Source organism: Acidihalobacter yilgarnensis (assembly GCF_001753245.1).
GTDB lineage: Bacteria > Pseudomonadota > Gammaproteobacteria > DSM-5130 > Acidihalobacteraceae > Acidihalobacter > Acidihalobacter yilgarnensis.
In genome coordinates, this window is sequence record NZ_CP017415.1 from 1,038,106 (window position 1) to 1,058,759 (window position 20,654).

Here is a 20,654-nt window from a genome sequence, read left to right on the forward strand (position 1 = left end):
CCGCGTCTCGTCCGTGACGCGCCTGACGCAAGGAGTGGCCATCGCGACGCTGGCATTCCTCTGGCTGCCGCTGTTCATTGTGGTGGCATTTTCCTTCGAGCCAGAGGCGGCGGCAGTCAACCTCACGGGCTTCACTCTCGACTGGTACGCGCGCGTCTGGGAGCAGGGCGGTATGCTTCATGCCCTGCTTCGCTCGCTCGCTCGAACTCGGACTCGGCTCCGCCGCGCTGGGCACAGTGTTGGGTGCGCTGCTTGCCGTCGGGCTGCATCGTTATCGCGGGCGTGGGTTCGCCATCCTGGCGCTCATCGTGTACTTGCCCATCGTGATGCCCGACGTTATTTATGGCATCTCGCAGATGGTGTTCTTCAACTACATGCACGAGTTCCTCGGCTGGCCGCAAGCTGGCCTCGTGACCATGGGCATCGCCCACGTTAGCTTCGAAATACCCTATGTTGCGCTGGTGGTCTACGCGCGTCTGGTCGGCCTCGACCGCAATCTGGTCCATGCCGCTTCCGACCTGTACGCCTCGCCCCTCAAAAGCATCTACGCCTTCTGGTTGCCGGTGCTCAAGCCATCCTTGATCGCCGGTTTTCTGCTGGCCTTCACGTTGTCGCTGGACGATTTCGTGATCAGCTTTTTCACCAGCGGCCCTGGCAGCGTCACGCTGCCGATCTATATTTGGGGGAGTATCGCCCGCCATGGCGTCACCCCGGAAACCAATGCCATTGCCAGCCTGATGATCGGTGCCGTACTGCTGATAGCGCTGGCGCAAACCCTTTTCCAAGCCCGTCGACACGGGCATCTGTCGTCCAACCCGTAACCGCCCAGCTGACTGCCTCTGAAGGGGGATATCGAAGATGCAATTCCTGAAAAAAAGCCTGTTGTTCCTGTCGATCGCGGCGCTGCCCGCTCTGGCCTCGGCCGAACAGACGTTGTATCTGTTCAATTGGACCGAGTACATGAACCCGAAGATCATCAAACAATTCGAGGCCAAATATCACGTCAAGGTCGTGCAGACTTATTACTCATCGAATTCGGAGCTGCTGGCCAAACTGACGGCAGGTGGCACCTCACAGTACGACGTAGTCGTGCCCTCCAGCTATATGATCGAGCGCATGGCCGCAGCCGGCCTGCTCAGCAAGCTCGACAAATCCAAATTGCCCAATTTCAAAAACCTGATGCCCGAGTTCCAGAACACCGCCTACGATCCACACGATGCGTATGCGATCCCCTATCAGTGGGGCACCACCGCGCTTGCCTACGACACGCGCAAATTCAAGAACCCGCCGCAGACCTGGGGGATACTGTTCGATCCCAAGGTCAATCCTAGTTATCCCTTCGCACTCATGGGCGGCACAGGCCAGGATACCCTGCACGCCGCCTGCGCCTATCTTGGTTACACCTTCGGCTGTGACACGGTCGACGAGTGGAAGGCCGCGGCAAAACTCGTGATCGAGACCAAAAAGCGTCACAATTTTGTCGGCTTCGTCGACGGCACCCCCGCATTACATCAGTTGGAAAAGGGTGTGATTGCTGCCGGTATTGTCTATAACGGCGATCTTGCCAACGAAAAGGAAAGCAGCCCCAAGGCAACCAAGTACATCAAGTACATCATCCCGAAGGGCGGCGCCGAAGTCTGGGTGGACAACATGGCGATCCCTGCGCACGCACCTAATCCCGAGCTGGCCTACAAATTCATTAACTTCATTCTCGACGCCAAGGTCGGTGCCGAATTGTCGAATTATAATGTTTACGCCAGCCCCAATGCGGCCTCGCACCCGTATCTCGACAAGGTGCTCAAGTCGCCGCTGGTGCAGCCTACCGCCGAGCAGTGGAAGCGTTTGTATTACATGCCGGGTCTGAAGGGCGAGAAAATGACCGCCTATCAAGCTATCTGGCGTGCCGTTCGCGAGCAGTGATCGGGGTTTAAACCGAGCCCCTCCCGTCCATGGCGGGAGGGGTTTTTTTATGGGTGTCTTGAAACCGGTAATCCCCCGAAAAGTAGCGGTGCTCAAAAGTAGAATTTTCTCGCCACCTAGCACGCAGGAAATTCTGCATAAAGAAATCGCGATTTTCGGACAGCCAGATACTGGCGATCCTCAAGCAAGCGTAAAACGGGGTGCCCGTTCCCGAGCTGTACCGCGAACATGGCATGAGCAGCGCCAGTTTTTACAAATGGCGGTCCAAGTACGGCGGCATGGATGCTTCCCTGATGGCCCGCCTGAAGGAGTTGGAGGACGAGAACCGCCGGCTCAAGAAGACGTACGCCAAAGAGCGTCTGGTTTCGGAGATTCGCAAGGAAGCCCTTAAGGGAAAATGGTAAGGTCCTCGTCGCGGCCCCAGCAGTGGCGTGAGGTAAACTATATGGAAATCCCAATCCTGCTATTTCGTCAACGCCATAAACAGTTCGGGGAGTTTTTCGGGTAGGCGCTGGATATTGTCGATGACGGTGTAACGGTGGCCGAAGATGTCGGTGACGTAGTCGTTGGCTCGAGTGTCGATACTAATGCAGTAGGTGAAGATGCCCTCGCGGTCGAGTTCCTTGACCGCCTGGCGGGCGTCTTCGATGAGCAGGCGGTTGTCCTGCACGTCGACGTCGGCGGGTTCGCCGTCGGTGAGTATCAGGAGCAGTTTTTTGTCGGCCTGGCGCGCGCCCAGATAGTGCGCGGCGTGGCGCATCGCCGCGCCCATGCGCGTGGAGTAACCCGCTCGCAGCGCTGCGAGGCGCGCCTTGACGGTGTCGTCCCAGTGTTCGCCGAAGCCCTTGATGTGCTGGTAGCGCACGTCGTGGCGGGTGTTGGAATGGAAACCTGCGATGGCCAGCGGGTCGCCTAGACGTTCGATGGCCCAGGCGAGCAGCGACACGGCTTCCTGCGAGAGTTCGAGAATGGTTTGCTCGCTGCCTGCGACCTTTTCGTTGAGGGATTCCGACAGGTCGAGCAGCAGGGTGACGGCGATGTCGCGGCCCGCGGTGCGGTGGCTCATGTTGATGCGCGGATCGGGAACGGCGCCGGCGCGAAAGTCGATCAGCGAGCGGATGGCGATGTCGAGATCCAGTTCGCTGCCTTCTTCCTGGTAGCGGATGCGTACCTTGTCCTGCGGCTTGAGCAGATCCAGTACCCGCTTCAGGTGCCGAGCGAGCAGGGCGTGTTTTTGCAGCAGGCGTTCGATGACGGCGGCATCGCCGGATGGGTGCAGCGCCTCGTACACGCACACCCAGTCCGGGCGGTAGGTGCGGCTGACGTAGTCCCATTCCGGATAGTGCCGCGGCGGCAGGCCACGGATTTCCTCAACTTCCGCCTGTTTGCGTTCTTCGCTAAAGGTTTCCTCCTCGTCACCTTCTTCGATGAAACGCCACAGGTGGCGGTTGTCGTCGCGGTATTCGATCACGGTGTCGTCGAAATGCACCCTGGCGTACTGGTCGCTCTGCCGCCGGGTCTTGGTGACGTAGGCAAGGGCCAGCGAGACGATCCCGGCGGTCGAGGACTCGCCCGTGGCAAGCAGTGCGTGGAAGCGCGCGACATAGTCGTTGAGGTCGGCGTCGCGGTAGCCGTGATCCGGGTCGAGCAGCGCGCGCGACAGCATCGCGAGGCGATGGCGCAGGCAGGAGGTGGTTTCCGGGTCGCAGGCGCCCTCGACAGGGTGGGGGTGCAGAGCGAGGAATAAACGCCGCAGCCCGGGATACTCGCGGATCAGTAGCGTCTCGATGCGGCAGTCCTCGAAGAACTCCACCGCCATGCGCTGGAACGGGCTCCAGTTGTCGGCGATCTGTGGCGACGACCAGCGCCGATGGCCGGCGATGTGGGCGAGCATGGCGCGGTAGCGGTCGATCCCCCGGATGCCGCCGGCGTCGTGCTGCACGTCGGGCAGACGGATACCGAGATGGTCGTAGTAGGGCACCGGCTTACGCAGTTCGTCGAAAGCGGTGGAATAGGGGATCAGCAGATCGTTGTCATGCCACAGGCCGCGCAGGTAGAGGTCTAGCCGCCGCTCCACGTCGACTAGCAGGGTGCCGTCGCGTTCGCGCTGCAGCACGGCGCGCGCGTCGGCCGACTGCAGGCTGAAATAATCCTGCTGGCGATCCGGGTGCGTGGCGTAGTTGAGGACACCGTAGTCGACCCAGCGCGCGAGTCCGGCCGGACTGAGCTGGGCCAGCAAGGCGGGCGTCTGGGCGAGAAAGTTCGGCAGTCCTGGGCTGGAATAGGTGGTGTGATGGCCGTGGATGGAGCCGGTGGTGCGCTCCATGAGGTCCAGCACGATGTCGAGGTAGTGCTGCAGCGCCTCGGCGGACTGCAGTCGACGCGCAATCGCCGCCAGCGTTTGCAGGAAGGGGGCGATGGCCTGGCCGTTGGGCGACTTCTGTATGTGCCGGACCAGCGTCATCACCGCCGGCAGGGTTTCCTCGCCGACGTTTTGCGCGGTTGCGGGCCAGGCCTCCAGAAAGGCCAGAAGGGGCTCGACGCCACGTCCCAGCTTGCCGATGCTGCGCCCGGCTTCGAGGTAGGCGTCGACGCCTGCGGGCGAAAGCACCGCGAGCGCCTCCTGCAGGCAGCCCTCGAACACTTCGTTTACTTGAGGGAAGCGCGTGTCGAGGCGTGCTCGGTAGGCCTGCGTCGCTGACTGCAGTTGTGCACTGTCGCGGTCCACGGCCGGGCCTTACGCGAAGATTGCGTCGATGGCGTTGTCCAGGGTATCGCGGATGTCTGCGTCATCGGTGATCGGCCGCACCAGTGCCATGCGGCAGGCGTCGCCCGCATCGACGCCGTCGTTGATCAATTTTGCGGCGTATACCAGCAGGCGTGTGGAAATGCCCTCGTCAAGGCCATGTCCCTTGAGGTTGCGCGCAGCCAGGCCGACCTTCACCAGCCTGCCGGCCAGTTCCGCGGCGATGCCGGCCTCGCGGGCCAGAATGGCGGTTTCCAACTCGGCATCGGGGTAGTCGAAATCGAACGCGGCGAAGCGCTGCTTGGTGGACTGCTTGAGATCCTTCATTAGCGACTGGTAGCCGGGGTTGTAGGAGATCACCAGCTGAAAGTCGGGGTGCGCCACGATCAGCTCGCCCTTCTTGTCGAGCGGCAGGGTGCGGCGATGGTCGGTGAGCGGGTGGATCACCACGGTGGTGTCCTGACGGGCCTCGACGACCTCGTCCAGATAGCAGATTGCACCGATGCGCGCGGCGGTGGTGAGCGGGCCGTCGATCCAGCGGGTGCCGTCCGCCTCCAGCAGATAGCGGCCGACGAGGTCGGACGCGGTCATGTCCTCGTTGCAGGCGACGGTGATCAGCGGCCGGTCGAGCTTCCACGCCATGTATTCGATGAAGCGCGATTTGCCGCAGCCGGTGGGACCCTTGACCATGACCGGCAATCGGTTGCGGTAGGCCGCCTCGTAAAGCTGCACTTCCCGGCCCTGGGGCTGGTAATAGGGCTCCTGCCGGATCAGATACTGTTGCACGTCGATCGTCATGACCGCCCTCCATCGAGAAACCGGTCGCCCCGCCTGCGGGGCTTCCGGGGGAAACGCCCTCGGCGAACCGGGGGCGTGCCGCGTTTGGTGCGCGACTTATTTGTGCGCGCTGAGCTTGTCGCGCCAACCGGGGTACAGCTGGTCGGCGTCGCCCGGGAAGGATTCGAAGGCGCGGGCGAACTCGTTGTGCTCTTTGGCCCACTCAATCGGGTCGGCGCCGGCCTTCCAACACTCGTAGGCCTGGCGTAGCGACTTGGCGCCGGCTGCCGGGGAATCGATGTGGCCATAGGCGCCACCGCCGGCGGTGTTGATCACGTTGCCGTGGCCTAGGTTCTCGAAGAAGCCGGGCAGGCGCAGCGCGTTCATGCCGCCGGAGATGATCGGTGTAGTGGGCTTCATGCCGTACCACTTCTGGTAGTAGACCGGGCCCTGGCTCTCGTCGCGCTCGATCATGTAGGCGATGATTTTGTCGTCCGCCTCGCCTTCCATCTTGCCGTAGCCCATGGTGCCGACGTGGATGCCGGAGGCACCCTGCAGGCGGGACATCTTGGCTAGCACAAAGGCGGAATAGCCGCGGTTCGAGCTGGGCGAGGTCACCGCACCGTGACCGGCACGGTGGTAGTGCAGGTACTGGTTGGGATACTGGCGACGGGCGGTGGTCACCATGCCGGGGCCACCCACGTAGCCGTCCACCAGGAAGGCCAGCTTGTCGGCGTCGGGACCGAAGACCTCCAGCGCGAAATCGGCGCGGGCCATCATTTCGTAGTGATCGTCGGCGGTGATGTTCATGGAGAACAGCTTGGCTTCGCCGGTTTCGTCCTGCGCGCGCTTCATCGCGTCGTAGACCAGGGGAATGGTCTTCTTGACCGGGGCGAATACTTGGTTGCCCTGCGGTTCGTCGTTCTTGATGAAATCGCCGCCGAGCCAGAACTGGTACGCCGCCTGGGCGAAAGGCTCGGGGCGCAGGCCCAGCTTGGGCTTGATGATGGTGCCGGCAATGTAGCCGCCATCCTTCATCGGGCGGCCGAGGATGCGCCACAGGTTGGTAATGTCAGTGGACGGGCCGTCGAACATTTGAATGGCGCGTTCGGGCACGTGAAAGTCGATCATCTTGCCGTATTCGACGTCGCCCATGCCCTGGTTGTTGCCGATCGCCAGGGTCAGAAAGGAGACGATCATGAAGCGGCCGTCGGTGACGTTGCGATCAAAGAGCTCGATCGGATACGCGATGCGCATTTCCTCGTCGGACTCGTCGATGTAGTAGACCAGCGCGTCTACGCCCTTGGTGAACTCGTCGGTGGTGGACACCTCGACGTTGGTGCCGGTGGAAGATTCCGCTGCAAAGTGGGCGGCGGTGGCCAGGTAGCCATAGCCCGCTTTGGGTTTCATCTTGTAGGCTACCAGGATGTGTTGCCCGCTGGCGATGAGGTCCTCTTCCTTGAGATCCAGATTGGCGTAGCGGTTGGATTGATCATTAGCCATGTCTTTCCTCCAAAATTTATCGTAGCGACGTCAATGTCTTAGGGTGATGCGACAGGAAAGCACTATAATGAATAAGGTCTATAAGGTATATTCAGAGTTATTTGTATTACCTCAAAGTATCTCTGATGATTAAAATTACCCTCCGCCAACTCGATATTCTCCAGGCCGTGGCCCGCTGCGGAAGCTTCTCGCGCGCTAGTAAAGAGGTTCATCTCACACAGCCGGCCGTTTCGATGCAGATCAAGCAGATGGAGGGGGTTCTCGGTACCGCCCTGTTCGAGTACGACGGTAAAAAGATCCAGCTCACCGAGGCCGGCTACGAAACCTTGCGCAGCGCCGAGGCAGTGATGCGCGAACTGGCCAATCTCGAACAATCGTTAGCCGACCTAAAGGGCCTGAAGGGCGGCACACTCACGGTTTCCGCGGCCAGCACGGCGAGCGTCTTCGCTGCGCGGCTGATGGCCATGTTCCGCGACCTGCACCCGGACGTGCAGCTGAGCCTGAACGTGGTCAACCGCGAGGCCCTACTGCGGCACCTAAGCGAGAACACCAGCGATCTCGCGCTCATGGGAACGCCGCCGGAGGGGCTGGCGTTGAGCGCCCGGGCGTTCATGGAAAACCCGCTGGTCATCGTGGCCGCACCCAATCACCCGTTGTCGCAGGTAGCCGACATTCCCGTGGCCCGTCTGATCAAGGAGCCACTGGTGGTGCGCGAGCAGGGTTCTGGCACGCGCAGCGCCCTGGAAAATTTCTTAATCCAGCAGCGACTACCGTTCAGGCCGGCGATGGAGATGAACAAGAACGAGGCCATCAAACAGGCCGTGGAGGCAGGGCTGGGGGTAGGTTTGGTGTCGTTGCATACCGTGCAGGCGGAACTGGCCTCTGGCTTGCTGTGCGTGCTGGACGTCGTGAATTTCCCGCTCAAGCGGCAGTGGTATCTCGTGCAGAGGGAAGGCAAGCGGCTGAGTGCTGCGGCGCAGGCGTTTTCGGAACTGGTGTTGGAGCAGGCGGAACGGGCGTGGCTCGCGCCGCTGCGCAAGGCAAATGCGACACAGCCCACCTGAGAGGTGACAAGCGATACGCCCTGTCGCCGTTCGCTTGTGACGCGCAACGGTAAAGTGGAGCAGAATGGTTGCGTGCATTACCAGAGTTACTGATTCGGCAAACCGGTGCCGATCAAAGTGCTCGAGACGCGTTTAAAGAGCTCATAGGAACGGCCTCCGGAGCATGCGCCGGCAGTTGTAGCAATCGTCTCGAACGACTGCTTATCAAACAAATAGCTGCCGTTGATTCTATGGGGGCTAGCAACAACGCCGCTCAGTTACCGTGTACCATCGGTCGTCTGGCCCCGGACTTCAAGACGATTGCCGACTTCCGACAGGACAATGGCGAAGCGATTCGTCGGGTCTGTCGCGAGTTCGTGATGCTATGCCGCAAGCTGGCGCTGTTCATGGAGCCCTTCGTGGCGATAGACGGCAGCAAGTTCAAGGCGGTGAACAACCACGACAAGAATTTCACCAGGGCCAAGTTGAAGCGCCGGCTTGAACAGATCGACGAGAGCATCGAGCTTTATCTCGGCCAGATCGCCAGCGCGGATCGCCAGGAAGCGTCGGTGGCCAACACCGAGGCCGAACGATGATTTTAAGCTAGAGCCCGAGTAAGGACGCGCCGTTCAGTCGACGCGTATCCTGACTTTCAGTTCGCAATAGCCATAGCCGGTGGTTGCGAGTTACCCATTAGTGGACTCGCTTAAGCCTCTTGCAATAGTATTTGCCTGTTTTTTGAATAATTCGGATTAGCTGTATATCTCGCTTAATTATTGTTCGAGTGGCTTTGCGATGGACGCAGGTACTCTTCTGCACATGTGATCGACAGCCTAACCTGTCTTGACTGACCGGTGTGATAATATGACTGAAAAGTGTATTGAAGAGATCGCTATGAGCTCAAAGGAAAAGGCCGGGAATGTCACCTGGTAAAAGTCCGAGAGGCCTGTTGTCGTCTATGAGATGCATCGAAGATGAAAAATCTCCAGCCCACATCGCTCCTGCGGCACGTCACCTTCCGTCAGTTGCAAATATTCGCTGCGGCCATTCGCAACGGGAGTTTCACCAAGGCAGCGGACGAGCTTTTCCTGGCGCAACCCACGATTTCCATTCAGATGAAGAAATTGGGAGAGGTCGTTGGCCTTCCTCTCTTTGAGCAGATTGGTCGGAATATCCGACCTACCGATGTCGGCCAGGATCTTTTCGTGGCGTGTCAGGAGTTATTCCGCACCTTCGAGAATCTCGACACGCAAATTGCCGATCGCAAAGGGCTGCGCCGAGGTAAATTGCGTCTTGGGGTCGTTACCACCGCAAAATACATCGCACCGGAAATATTGGCCGCCTTTGGTGAGCGTTATCCGGGTCTTCAGTTCGCCATGAAGGTCAGCAATCGTGACGAGATCATCACGCGCATACAGAACAATGAAGACGATCTCTACATCATGGGGCAAGTGCCAGATGATGAAGTGGATGTGGAAGCCATTCCCTTTGCCCACAATCCAATCACGGTCATGGCGCATCGTGCTCATCCTCTTACCCTTGAACCCACGCCACTGCCTCTGGCGGCCATAGCTGAGGTGCCTTTTCTCGCTCGCGAGCCCGGTTCCGGTACCCGTCATGCCTATCTTAGGCTTTTTGCGGAAAAGGGTCTAAAACCTGATATCGTCATGGAATTGGGCAGTAATGAGGCCATCAAGCACGCTGTTGCAAGCGGCTTGGGCATTTCCATCCTTTCCATCCATTCTCTAGCTCTGGAGGGGACGAGCGGACCCATCCAGATTTTGGATGTGGAAGGCTTTCCAATTCTCCGCAAATGGTATTTGGTCTATCCCAGCGGCAAGCGCCTGTCCCTGACCGCCCAGAAGTTCCTGGAATTCTCCACCTCCCAGGGTGACTTCATCACCCGTCGCCTGGTGGATTTGTGGCCGGATTTGTCCCGATATCTGTGACGGAATATCGCGTATCTCCCAGTAGACGGCCCTGCTTTGGACCAAAACATGGAACATGTAGGCGACATTTATTTATAATAATAAAACTATTGTGTTGTTTATCGCAATTAGAATAAATACAACCCTGTCGCTATAGTCTCCCTCGGTTACTTCATCTGAGGGGCGCATATGAATGGAACATATCCAATGGATTGGCTCACCGGCGCTTTGCTGGCGGTGATGCCTGCGGGGCTGCTCTTGGCGGCCCTGCCACGGGCACAAGCCACCCGTCACGCGGCTTTGAACACCCGCAATCGGGTTCGTTGGGCGGCGCTCATCGCGCTCGTGGCAGCCCTGGCTGCTGATCTGAGCTTCTTCCTGGGTGCGCGGGCCAGTCTTGATCTAGCTGGTCTGCCCATTCCAAGCATGGGCTTTAACTTGCCCTTTTCCATTGCCGTCAACACCCTGACCCTAGCCCTAGCCACCTTGGTGTCCTTCGTCATTGTCATGATTGCCCAATACAGCGTGCAATATTTGGACGGAGATCCCCAACAGGCACGCTTTGCCCGTTTGATGGCCTTCACGGCCGGATTTTTTCTGCTGGTGGTGATTGCCGGCAATATCGGCCTCTTCACTTTGGGGATCATCGCCACGGGCTTTAGCCTGCACCGCTTGCTCAAGTTCTATGGTGATCGTCCCAAGGCCGTCATGGCTGCGCACAAGAAGTCGATCTTCAGTCGGACGGCAGATATCTGTCTGGTGCTGGCCACCATCTTAATTGGTCACAGCGTCGGGAGTTTGCAGTTCGATGTCATCAGTCAGTTCGCGAAACGGACGGGGAGCCTACCCGTTTCCCTGCAGGTGGCAGCTTGGTTAATCGTTGGGGCGATGATTCTGAAGAGTGCGCACTTTCCCTTCCAGGGTTGGCTGATTCAGGTCATGGAGGCACCCACGCCCGTCTCTGCTCTCATGCATGCCGGCGTGGTCTACAGCGGTGCCATTATCGCCCTACGTACAAGCCCGCTTCTTGTCCGAGAGCCCGATGCGTTGCTCTTTCTAGGTGCGGTTGGACTCCTGACGGTGGTCATCGCTTCTTTGGTCATGACTACCCAGACGACTATCAAGTCCATGCTGGCCTGGTCCACCACGGCGCAGTTGGGCTTTATGTCTCTGGAATTGGGGCTTGGACTCTTCCCCTTGGCGCTCCTGCACCTGATCGGACACTCCCTGTACAAAGCTCACGCCTTCCTGTCCTCGGGCAGTGTCACGGATCAGCTGCGGCAGGTGCCGCCAGGGGGGAAAAAGATCCCCAGTATGGGCTTCTGGATGGTGGCGGTAGCCCTCGGGGTGATCATCTCCGGCGGCAGTGCCTGGATTTTTGGGGAGAACCCGGTCCGTGATCCTGTCTGGATTGCTCTGGTCGTCATCGTGGCGGTGGCGGTTTCCCAAATTCTGGTCAAGAGCTTCCAGTTCGATGCCCTAGCCGATCGCATCATGGCCTTGGGAGTCGCAGCGAGCATGGGTTTGCTCTACCTCATTCTGCACACCCTCTTCGTCTGGGGCTTTGCCGGGGATATGGCGATCCCAGCGGAATCTGGCACTGATGCTTACCTGGGGCTCGTGGTGCTATCAGCTGTCAGTTTCCTGCTCCTCAGTTGGCTGCAGGGCCCAGGCCGCGCCCAATTGTCCCAAGGTCTGCAGATGGCTCTCTTTACCCACCTTTATAACGGTCTGTATGTGGATTACTGGGTAGATCAATTCTCTCATGGCTTCTGGTCGGAGAAGGTGGGCATTGAGCTCCCCCGCAAAAATCTGGCACTGGAATCCATGCAGTCCATAGCGCGGAATCAGGAAGACCCCACCAATTCAGGAGGTGCCTAATGAATGCAGCAGACAAAGGATCCACAGAGCAACTTTTCGATCGGGTCATGCGCCGGATCGCGCCAGTCTGGCCCTTGGACAGTTTCGTCGCAGTCAACCCGTACTGGGGCTTCGCGGACCAGCTCTTTTCCGAGGCGGCTGCCCAGCTGCAGGGGACGGTAGGCGAGCGGGTGATTATGGATCGGCGCTGGTATGCCGATCGAGTCCAAAACGGCAAACTTCCCCTGCCGGACATTCTGCAGGCTGCGGAGAGCCTCGGTCTCAGTACGGACGAGGAGGAGTGGAGGGACTATCTCTGGGGGACCTCCGAGCCGTCCATGCGCCTGCCGACCTTGCCTGAACTCCTGGACCGGCGCGGGCACGCCTCTATCTCCCAGTATGTAGTGGAGCAGATCAGTCGATTTCTCGCCGCCTACTACGATCGCGGGCAATCCTTGTGGCAGTTCCCCAAGGACGCGGGCATGGGGCTCTTTGGCGCTTGGCGACAGTATACGCTGATGGATCGCAGTCTCTCGCCGCTGGGGCTAAAGGCCATCCGGCCGCTCTTACTGCACCTTTCTCCTGATGGCGCTGCGGCGCGGCACTGGGCGGTGCGGACGCTTGGGATACCCAAGGTTGCGGAAGAGGCCTATCTCCTGGTGCTGCTGAAATCCGTCAATGGCTGGGCCAGCTGGTGCCGGTATCTCCTCTGGCAGGCCGAAATGCAGGGAGAAAGTCACGCGGATCTGGCGGATTTGCTGGCTATTCGTATGGTATGGGAAGCACTCTTGCACCAGACGGCGCGCCCCAAGGCGCTGGAGCGCTGGCATCAGCAACTCCAGGGCTGGATTCTGGCTGACAAAAGCGCCGATGCGGAAGATGCTCTGCGCGGAGAGGCTTTGCTCCAGGCCTCGGAAATCGCCTACCGGCGTGTGGTGGCGGCCAGCATTCGCAGGCGTCCGGCAGGTAAGAAAATCGCTACGACACGTCCCTTAGTGCAGGCGGCCTTCTGCATCGATGTGCGCTCGGAGGTCTATCGTCGTCACCTGGAAAGTGCCATGCCCAGCCTAGAGACCATCGGCTTTGCGGGCTTCTTCGGGGTGATGCTGGACTATCGCCGACAGGGAGATTACGCGCCCAGAACCCAAACGCCGGTGCTGCTAAACCCGCAGGTCCATGTGGAAGAGCAGGGGTTGGAACCGATCTTTCAGCGTCGCTTCCGCCGCTTGCGTCGGAGTGCGGAGTGGAAGCATTTCAAGCTTTCAGCGGCTTCGTGCTTTTCCTTCGTCGAGACGGCAGGGTTGTCCTACGTTGGACGTCTACTCGCGGATACATTGGGTTGGCACCGCCCATCCCAGCCACCCGATGAGGCCGGACTCACGGCAGCGGAGCGAGCCAGTTTGCAGTGCGCCCTGCCCGCGTCTATGAGTCTTGACGAGCGCGTGGCAATGGCCGAGTTCATTCTCACGGGACTGGGCCTGAATCAGGGTGTGGCGCCCATCGTGCTCCTCGTCGGGCACGGCAGCTCCACTACCAACAATCCGCATCGGGCGGGCCTGGATTGCGGGGCTTGCGCAGGTCAGACGGGGGAAGTGAACGCCAAAGCGGCAGCTAGCCTCCTCAACGATCCACAGGTGCGGCAGGTTCTGGTGGCCAAGGGTTGGGATCTGGACGAACGATGCTGCTTTCTTCCGGCACTCCACGATACGACAACCGATCGTGTGGAAATCCTAGGAGGGTTGAACGATCCGCGGTTAGACGCCCAGACGCTCGCCGAATTTCGCGCGGCCCAGGAGCAGGCCGCCAATCTCACGCGTCTGGAGAGAATGTCGCGTCTGGAGCCAGACTTACGGGATTCTCAGGCCGTGACGCAAAATATGATTTTTCGCGGTCGAGATTGGTCTCAGGTTCGCCCGGAATGGGCCTTGGCGGGCAATGCCGCTTTCATAGCTGCACCCCGCTGGCGAACTCGCGAAATGAATCTCGCAGGGCGAGCATTTCTCCACGATTACGACGCCGTAAAAGATCCAGGCTTCGCTGTCCTTACCTTGATCATGACGGCTCCGCTGGTCGTGGCCAACTGGATCAACCTGCAGTACTACGGTTCGACGGTAGACAACCAACGTCAGGGCTGTGGCAACAAGGTATTGCATAACGTCGTGGGCGGTACACTCGGTGTTCTTGAAGGCAATGGCGGCGACCTGCGCATCGGTCTGTCGGAGCAGTCCCTGCGCGATAGTAACAGCGGTCTGCAGCATGAACCCCTGCGTCTATCGGCTTTTATTGAAGCGCCGAGAGAGGAAATGGACAAAATTATTGAGGGTAATGAAATATTGCGACAACTCGTAGGTAACCGTTGGCTCAGTATCCAGCAGATTTCTCCAGAAGGGGCGATCTACCACCGGAAAGCCACCGGGCAGTGGATCGCGATTTAGGTCGAAAACCCTTCGGCTGTTCGCTTTGGCGGAGGTGACACCGATCACCCCGACATATTGGAAAATTCGAGAATACGGTAATCGGAGGCATTGAGCCATGGCAGTATTTCCTAACGAACACAGCAATGGCAGCTCCGGCTCAACTGAAGCCGGGATGTCCGGCTATGCTACCCAAAAAGAACATCTCTCCAGCGTCGTAACGCGGCAGAGAGAGCTGCTGATGAATCTTCTTTATGAGCCGCTGCGCCAAGTTAGCATGCGATGTGGTCAGGAGTTGACTGAGAGTATCAAGCCTCGGGATACAAGAACAGCATTGGATACTTTTTTGACGGAGGCTTTCCCCTCGGTTCCATATTGCAAATATCTCTATGCAATGGACAGAGATGGGATGCAAATCAGTTCCAGCATGAGTCGAGAAGGCTTGATCACGAAGCATTTCGGCCGCGATCGTTCGGACCGGCCTTACATGCGTGAAGCATTGTCGGTGCCGTGTTTTTTAGATAAACAACGTGAGACGCACTATCAGCAGTGGCCCTATACAGAAGAAGGTGTGCTGGCAGCGGATTTTTTGTTGTGCGGTGCTTACATTAGTGAGCACGCATTAAGGCCATCGATGACAGTAGTTTATTTTGTGCGAGATGCGCAAGGCAAGCATATCGGCTTTATGGGTGCTGACTTTGCTTTGCGCGATTTACCACAGAGTCACCAGATATATGAAGAACCTCGACGGACCAGGCATTTTGTTGGCGACTCAAGCGATACTATTGCCTTGGCCGGTAATGCAAGACGGAACAGTAAGCTGGATGAAAATATAGACGTCGTGTCTAGTGTTATAGATGAACTTATGTTGTTTCATGGGGTGCACCATGTGAAGTTACATTTTTCGAGCGGCCAAACTATTCTCTGGCAGATCGATGATCCCTACCGATATCGCCTCATGACGGTGGAAAATCTCGTTGATCCAGATAGTTGTCTTGCTTACCCAAAGCGCTCGTATCCTGAAAATGCATTGATTGCCCCGGATGATATTCGCCGTATTCTTAACCGAATGAAAAGGTTACGTAACAGCAATGATTTGCTCTATTTGCTAACGGGTTCGGTGAATATTTATAACGGCATGGTAGGGGTTGGTTTTTCCTCGGGCAGTTCACACTATGTTCCCCATGAGGATTTCTTGAAAACTGATCTATCTCTCTGGACAGCAAATAGCCCGCATCAGTCGCCGTAGACTGTGAGGATATTCGAGGTGGCTGATGTGACTATGTCCAGAAACGGATCTGATTGTCGCTTGGGGCGTCTTGCATGGGTCATTTTAGCAGCCGGCCCCCCCCCCCCCCCCCCCCCCCCCCCCCCGACTCTGTGGGCTCCCAATAGATCCGGCTCTATGCAACCGGAAGAATAATTGAATGCGGATTTCAAACAGATAGCGGGTTCACAAGCACCCGCGCGCACAAAAGTGCAATTGACGGTGGCCATGGTTCAGCTCATGCGGATGCTGTAAAAATTACCTGAACATGACATGAAATATATTCAAGACCCAAACGTTTAATATGCCGCATGAAACTTGCTAATGGCTTAGTAAAATGCGTTGGTTTTTTTGAGTGACACTGGTCTCCGGGCATGAGGATGGTTCGAAGATATGCGTTACTACTACACAGCATATGGTCTGCGAGGTGATTCCAATGAGTTCGTCTGAAATCAGCCTCACCTCTTATGCGGGGCAGCAGGTCGCGCTACTCACTCAGCACGGTAAAGAGCAGGTAGTTTCCTCAGTAATGAATGACGCATTGGGTTGCAAGGTGGAGCATGTGAGTGATTATGATACCGATCTCCTTGGCACCTTCGCGCGCGATATTCCGCGTGCGGGCACACAGATTGAGGCGGCGCGAAGGAAGGCTCGGATTGGTATGGAGATCGCTGGTTTGTCGCTGGGATTGGCGAGCGAGGGTTCTTTTGGGCCTGACCCATTCGCGGGAATATTTCCTTGGAATGTGGAATTCTTGATTTTTATTGATGACTTACGCGGAATCGAAGTAGTTGGTGTGACACAGGGCAAAGCGAATAACGCTCATCACCTAGCGGAAAACTGGGCAGCCGCTGAGATGTTCGCCCGCGAGGCTGGTTTCCCCACGCATCATCTGATACTGAGGCCAGAAGGTGAGGGCGATCCACGTATTCGCAAGGGGATAACCAATTGGCCAGAACTTGAAATCGCCTACGTTTGGGCGGCCAGGCAGTCGGCAAGCGGTCGTGTATTTCTTGAGGTTGATTTGCGTGCCCACGCCAATCCCACGCGTATGGACAACATCCGACTTGCAGCTGAGGATTTGGTGAAGAAGCTTCGCTCCCAATGTCCTGCCTGCGGTACACCTGGATTCTGGGTTGTCGAACGAGTCGAAGGACTACCTTGTGGTGACTGCGGGGCGCCAACTCGGGAGGTACGCGCAGAGATCCATGGCTGTCTCAAGTGCGAACATCGGATCATACGCGAGCGTCCCTTGAATCACTACGCGGACCCGGGTCGCTGCGACTACTGTAACCCCTGATGGGCGCTGTATTATTCATTGAACAAGAAGGTAAATCTTCGATGATCGATCGACAAGGGTTCGAGATGGCCTGCAGTTCACCCAGAGTCGACGTCTGGCTCGCTTATCCACGAAGGGAGTTTTTCCTGACGAACGAGGACCCTCGATTTCTCCCAAAGGCGCATCGGGCAGCAGCCCTTCAGCGGACGGGTTCCGCACCTGTGTCTAGCCAATCAATAGCGGTGATGTCGACGGTCGTCGGCATCGGCCAAACGCTTCGTGACCGGCTGAGCCACGCGGTCGACTTGGGGGGCGCGCGGGTGCGTACGATCGGCCGCAGCCGCGGACCCTGGAGGCGAGGCGAATGCAGAACCCTGGAATAGGCCGGGAGCCTGCCGGAAGCCGACTTGTGCTAACCCGGCCTGACGACTGGCACGTGCACCTGCGAGACGGAGAGGTGTTGGCCTCGGTGCTCCCCGACACGGCGCGGCGGTTTGCTTGTGCCATGGTCATGCCCAATCTCGGTCCGCCCGTGCGCACAGTCGACACTGCCCGCGCCTACCGTAACCGCATTCTGGCGACGCAACAGGCCGCAGGCCTATCTTTCGAGCCACTGATGACGCTGTATCTCACCAACCACACCACGCCTCAAGAAATCAGGCGAGCCAAAACGAGCGGAATCGTGCATCGTGAGATGAATCATGTTTAAAAATTACAGGAGCAAAATCGTTACGCACGGCCTACAGCGCTCTCCCAATCGGGCGTTGCTGCGCGCGGTTGGATTCGACGATCTTGATTTCGAAAAACCTATTGTGGGCGTGGCGAACGCACATAGCACCATCACGCCCTGCAACATTGGTATAGAGTCACTCGTGTCACGCGCCGAGGCCGCCTTGCGGGAGGCCGGTGCAATGCCGCAAACCTTTGGCACCATCACCATATCCGATGGCATCGCCATGGGTACAGAGGGCATGAAGTACTCGCTGGTGTCGCGCGAGGTGATCGCGAACGCGATCGAAACGGTCTGCCAGGGCCAAAGCCTTGACGGTGTGCTCGCCACCGGCGGGTGCGATAAGAATATGCCGGGCGCGATGATCGCCATCGCGCGCATGAACATTCCGGCGATCTTCGTCTACGGCGGCACCATCAAACCGGGCCGCTATCAAGGTCGCGACCTCACCATCGTGAGTGTCTTCGAGGCTGTCGGCGAGCGCATCGCGGGCAAGATCAGCGAGACGGCGTTACTGGAGATTGAACGATGAGCCTGCCCAAGCGCGGGCTCCTGTGGTGGTATGTAAACCGCCAATACCATGGCCGCGCTTTTCGAAGCGATGGGCATGAGCCTGCCGTATTCTTCGACCATGGCGGCGACTGACGCGGAAAAGGCCGAGAACGCCGCGCAGTCCGCGAGGGTTCTGGTCAGCGCGATCGAACAACAGATACTGCCACGCGACCTCCTCAGCCGTGCTGCCTTCGAGAACGCCCTGGCCGTGCTGATGGCGCTCGGCGGCTCGACCAACGCCGTGCTGTACCTGCCAGCGATCACGCATGCCGCCGGAGTGAGGCTCACGCTTGACGATTTCGATGAATTTAGCCGACGCGTACCGGTGCTTTGCGATCTGAAACCGTCCGGGCGGTATGTCACTACCGACCTACACCGCGCGGGAGGCCTCCCGCAGGCGATGAAGGTGCTGCTCGCCCACGGACTGTTACACGGCGACGCGTTAACCGTGACCGGGCGGACCCTAACCGAAGTGCTGCGCGACGTGCCAGAGGAACCTGCCGTCTCACAGGATGTTATCCGGCCCTGGAGCCGCCCGATGTACCCACATGGCCATCTGACTATCCTCCGGGGGAATCTCGCGGTCGAGGGGGCGCTCGCCAAAACCAGCGGCGTACAGGTCCCGAAGATCACCGGTCCGGCGCGCGTGTTCGACTCGGAAGAGGCGTGCATGGAGGCAATTCTCGAACGCAAGATCCATCTTGGTGAAGTGGTGGTGATCCGCTACGAAGGCCCCAAGAGGGGGCCTGGCATGCGCGAGATGCTGTCGCCCACCGCTGCCCTCGTCGGCCAAGGTCTGGGCGACAGCGTCGGGCTCGTTACCGACGGACGATTTTCCGGCGGCACCTACGGCATGGTGGTCGGTCACGTCGCGCCGGAAGCGGCGGTGAGGGGCACCATCGCCCTAGTCAATGAGGGCGACTCGATTACCCTGGACGGGGAACGACGTTTGCTTCAGCTCAATGTTCCCGACGAAGAAATCGCGCGCCGACGCAAAGCCTGGTGGCCGCCCCCGCCGCGTTACACACCCGGTGTGCTGGCGAAATACGCGCGGCTGGTGTCGTCCGCGGCCAAGGGCGCGGTGACGGATTGAAGCTCATGGCAGGAGGGACTCAAAAGCCAGGAACTTCGGAAACTCGGCCGCGCGGTGACGTCGAGGCTACTGGTTCGCAGTCGACGGAGTCTTGGTGGGCCGACGCGCTGGCCTTCGAGCGCGATCATCTTTGGCACCCCTACGCCACGATGATCAATCCGGCGCCGCCTTGGCCCGTGGCTTCCGCCGAGGGGGTCCGCTTGAAACTGGCCGATGGGCGTGAACTGATCGACGGTATGGCTTCGTGGTGGGCTGTGATCCACGGCTATAATCATCCCCGGCTCAACCGCGCGCTGGAAGAGCAGCTCAAGCGTATGGCGCATGTCATGTTCGGGGGCCTGACCCACCCGACGGCCATCGATTTGGCGCGCCGGCTGGTGGCGTTGACACCCGATCCGCTCGAGAAAGTCTTCCTGTGCGATTCAGGCTCGGTATCAGTGGAAGTGGCCATCAAAATGGCGATCCAGTACTGGCAGGCGCGGGGGCGGTCAAGCAAGCACCGGTTGCTAGCGCTCGCTGGGGGCTATCACGGCGACACCTTCGCCGCCATGTCGGTGTGCGATCCGAGCGTCGGCATGCACCATTTGTTCAAAGGAGTGCTCCCGCAGCAGTTCTTTGCACCGCGGCCCCGCTGCCGGTTCGGCGAGCCATGGGATCCAGACGACATCACCGAATTCGCGCATTTGATCGAAGAGCATGCGGATGCGCTCGCGGCGGTAATTCTGGAGCCCATCATCCAAGGAGCGGGCGGCATGTGGTTCTACCATCCTGAATACCTGCGGCAGGTGCGTGCCCTGTGTGACGTGCATGACGTGTTGTTGATCACAGACGAGATCGCTACTGGCTTCGGCCGCACCGGCAAGCTATTTGCCTGTGAACACGCGGACATCGTTCCGGACATTCTCTGCTTAGGTAAGGCACTGACCGGTGGCTACTTGACTCTGGCCGCCACTCTGACCACCACCGAGGTGGCCGAGACCATTTCTCGCGGTGGTGCCGGCTGCTTCATGCACGGACCGACATTCATGGCCAACCCTCTCGCCTGCGCGGTGGCTACAGCGAGCATTGACCTGTTGTGTGAGTCTGGCTGGCAGTGCAGGGTACAAAATATCGAACAGCAGCTGCGTGCTGAACTTACCGCGTGCGCCAAACTCCCTGGTGTGCGTGACGTGCGGGTGCTCGGCGCAACGGGTGTAGTCGAGATGCACAATCCCGTGGACCCGAGCTGGCTGACACAGCGCTTCGTCGAGGCTGGAATCTGGCTACGGCCTTTTGACCGTTTGATTTATATGATGCCACCCTATGTGATCGAGCCGCAGGATCTGTCAAGTATGACGAGCGCAGTGCGGTGCGTATTGGCTGAAATGGGGCGCTAAGTAAAATGCACGTGCTTTCCACGCGATTAGGCTACCTATTCCAGTCTCATCCCGATCACCCTTTCCAGGGTGATTATAGATTCGTCCCGATTTATCCGTGAATTTTAAGGGGTGACGCATGTTTCATTGCACATGGGAAAAAGAAGATGCCCGCAACCAGTCGCGA

The 20,654-nt window shown here is 58.7% G+C and carries 12 protein-coding genes and 4 pseudogenes; 13 read left to right on the top strand and 3 right to left on the bottom strand.

What is annotated here, in order from left to right; genetic code table 11:
* Positions 1 to 179: 179 nt before the first annotated feature.
* The 3 genes and pseudogenes from BI364_RS04930 to BI364_RS17790 form a co-directional block, all read left to right on the top strand.
* Positions 180 to 821: an ABC transporter permease gene (locus tag BI364_RS04930; RefSeq protein ID WP_197495877.1), complete on the top strand. Its 642-nt coding sequence runs from the start codon at positions 180 to 182 to the stop codon at positions 819 to 821.
* 37 nt (positions 822 to 858) lie between these two features.
* Positions 859 to 1,920: an ABC transporter substrate-binding protein gene (locus BI364_RS04935; protein ID WP_070077802.1), complete on the top strand. Its 1,062-nt coding sequence runs from the start codon at positions 859 to 861 to the stop codon at positions 1,918 to 1,920.
* Positions 1,921 to 2,057: 137 nt separating this feature from the next.
* Positions 2,058 to 2,318, top strand: a pseudogene (locus BI364_RS17790) (transposase); the annotation flags it as partial.
* A gap of 65 nt (positions 2,319 to 2,383) precedes the next feature.
* Here the strand turns inward: BI364_RS17790 and BI364_RS04945 are convergent.
* The 3 genes from BI364_RS04945 to BI364_RS04955 form a co-directional block, all read right to left on the bottom strand.
* Positions 2,384 to 4,648 carry a nitric oxide reductase activation protein NorD gene (locus BI364_RS04945; protein ID WP_070077803.1) on the bottom strand — a complete coding sequence of 755 codons (2,265 nt, stop codon included), beginning with the start codon at positions 4,646 to 4,648 and terminating at the stop codon, positions 2,384 to 2,386.
* A 9-nt stretch (positions 4,649 to 4,657) separates the two neighbouring features.
* Positions 4,658 to 5,464 (bottom strand): CbbQ/NirQ/NorQ/GpvN family protein, encoded by an 807-nt coding sequence (locus BI364_RS04950; protein WP_070077804.1) that lies wholly within the window; start codon positions 5,462 to 5,464, stop codon positions 4,658 to 4,660.
* Between the two features lie 96 nt (positions 5,465 to 5,560).
* Positions 5,561 to 6,946, bottom strand: coding sequence for a ribulose-bisphosphate carboxylase (locus BI364_RS04955; protein ID WP_070077805.1), 1,386 nt, complete (start codon positions 6,944 to 6,946; stop codon positions 5,561 to 5,563).
* A gap of 125 nt (positions 6,947 to 7,071) precedes the next feature.
* Between BI364_RS04955 and BI364_RS04960 the strand changes: the two genes are divergently transcribed.
* From BI364_RS04960 to bioA, 10 genes and pseudogenes are all read left to right on the top strand, one after another.
* Positions 7,072 to 8,010, top strand: a complete 939-nt coding sequence (locus BI364_RS04960; protein ID WP_070077806.1) for a LysR family transcriptional regulator — start codon at positions 7,072 to 7,074, stop codon at positions 8,008 to 8,010.
* 272 nt (positions 8,011 to 8,282) lie between these two features.
* A pseudogene (locus BI364_RS04965) lies at positions 8,283 to 8,582 on the top strand (IS5/IS1182 family transposase); the annotation flags it as partial.
* Between the two features lie 381 nt (positions 8,583 to 8,963).
* Complete coding sequence (locus tag BI364_RS04970; protein WP_070077808.1) at positions 8,964 to 9,938, top strand: LysR family transcriptional regulator; 975 nt, start codon at positions 8,964 to 8,966, stop codon at positions 9,936 to 9,938.
* 186 nt (positions 9,939 to 10,124) lie between these two features.
* Positions 10,125 to 11,798: a proton-conducting transporter transmembrane domain-containing protein gene (locus BI364_RS04975; protein ID WP_197495879.1), complete on the top strand. Its 1,674-nt coding sequence runs from the start codon at positions 10,125 to 10,127 to the stop codon at positions 11,796 to 11,798.
* A complete protein-coding gene (locus tag BI364_RS04980; RefSeq protein WP_070077810.1) occupies positions 11,798 to 14,212 on the top strand; it encodes a YbcC family protein in 2,415 nt (804 codons plus the stop codon). Before BI364_RS04975 ends, BI364_RS04980 begins: the two co-directional genes overlap by 1 nt.
* A gap of 97 nt (positions 14,213 to 14,309) precedes the next feature.
* Positions 14,310 to 15,440, top strand: coding sequence for a PDC sensor domain-containing protein (locus tag BI364_RS04985; RefSeq protein ID WP_197495881.1), 1,131 nt, complete (start codon positions 14,310 to 14,312; stop codon positions 15,438 to 15,440).
* Between the two features lie 373 nt (positions 15,441 to 15,813).
* Positions 15,814 to 16,758: a DUF6671 family protein gene (locus tag BI364_RS04990; RefSeq protein ID WP_197495882.1), complete on the top strand. Its 945-nt coding sequence runs from the start codon at positions 15,814 to 15,816 to the stop codon at positions 16,756 to 16,758.
* A gap of 343 nt (positions 16,759 to 17,101) precedes the next feature.
* Positions 17,102 to 17,425: pseudogene (locus BI364_RS05000) on the top strand (hypothetical protein); the annotation flags it as partial.
* Positions 17,426 to 17,438: 13 nt separating this feature from the next.
* Positions 17,439 to 19,112, top strand: a pseudogene (gene ilvD, locus BI364_RS05005) (dihydroxy-acid dehydratase).
* A 5-nt stretch (positions 19,113 to 19,117) separates the two neighbouring features.
* Positions 19,118 to 20,488: an adenosylmethionine--8-amino-7-oxononanoate transaminase gene (gene bioA / locus BI364_RS05010; RefSeq protein WP_083251167.1), complete on the top strand. Its 1,371-nt coding sequence runs from the start codon at positions 19,118 to 19,120 to the stop codon at positions 20,486 to 20,488.
* Positions 20,489 to 20,654: the final 166 nt, after the last annotated feature.

Bases quoted from the DNA above. Each gene is read 5' to 3' on its own strand.
- BI364_RS04930 (WP_197495877.1), top strand. From the start codon at position 180: ATGCCCTGCTTCGCTCGCTCGCTCGAACTCGGACTCGGCTCCGCCGCG.
- BI364_RS04935 (WP_070077802.1), top strand. From the start codon at position 859: ATGCAATTCCTGAAAAAAAGCCTGTTGTTCCTGTCGATCGCGGCGCTG.
- BI364_RS04950 (WP_070077804.1), bottom strand. From the start codon at position 5,464: ATGACGATCGACGTGCAACAGTATCTGATCCGGCAGGAGCCCTATTAC.
- BI364_RS04955 (WP_070077805.1), bottom strand. From the start codon at position 6,946: ATGGCTAATGATCAATCCAACCGCTACGCCAATCTGGATCTCAAGGAA.
- BI364_RS04960 (WP_070077806.1), top strand. From the start codon at position 7,072: ATGATTAAAATTACCCTCCGCCAACTCGATATTCTCCAGGCCGTGGCC.
- BI364_RS04970 (WP_070077808.1), top strand. From the start codon at position 8,964: ATGAAAAATCTCCAGCCCACATCGCTCCTGCGGCACGTCACCTTCCGT.
- BI364_RS04975 (WP_197495879.1), top strand. From the start codon at position 10,125: ATGGATTGGCTCACCGGCGCTTTGCTGGCGGTGATGCCTGCGGGGCTG.
- BI364_RS04980 (WP_070077810.1), top strand. From the start codon at position 11,798: ATGAATGCAGCAGACAAAGGATCCACAGAGCAACTTTTCGATCGGGTC.
- BI364_RS04985 (WP_197495881.1), top strand. From the start codon at position 14,310: ATGGCAGTATTTCCTAACGAACACAGCAATGGCAGCTCCGGCTCAACT.
- bioA (WP_083251167.1), top strand. From the start codon at position 19,118: ATGGCAGGAGGGACTCAAAAGCCAGGAACTTCGGAAACTCGGCCGCGC.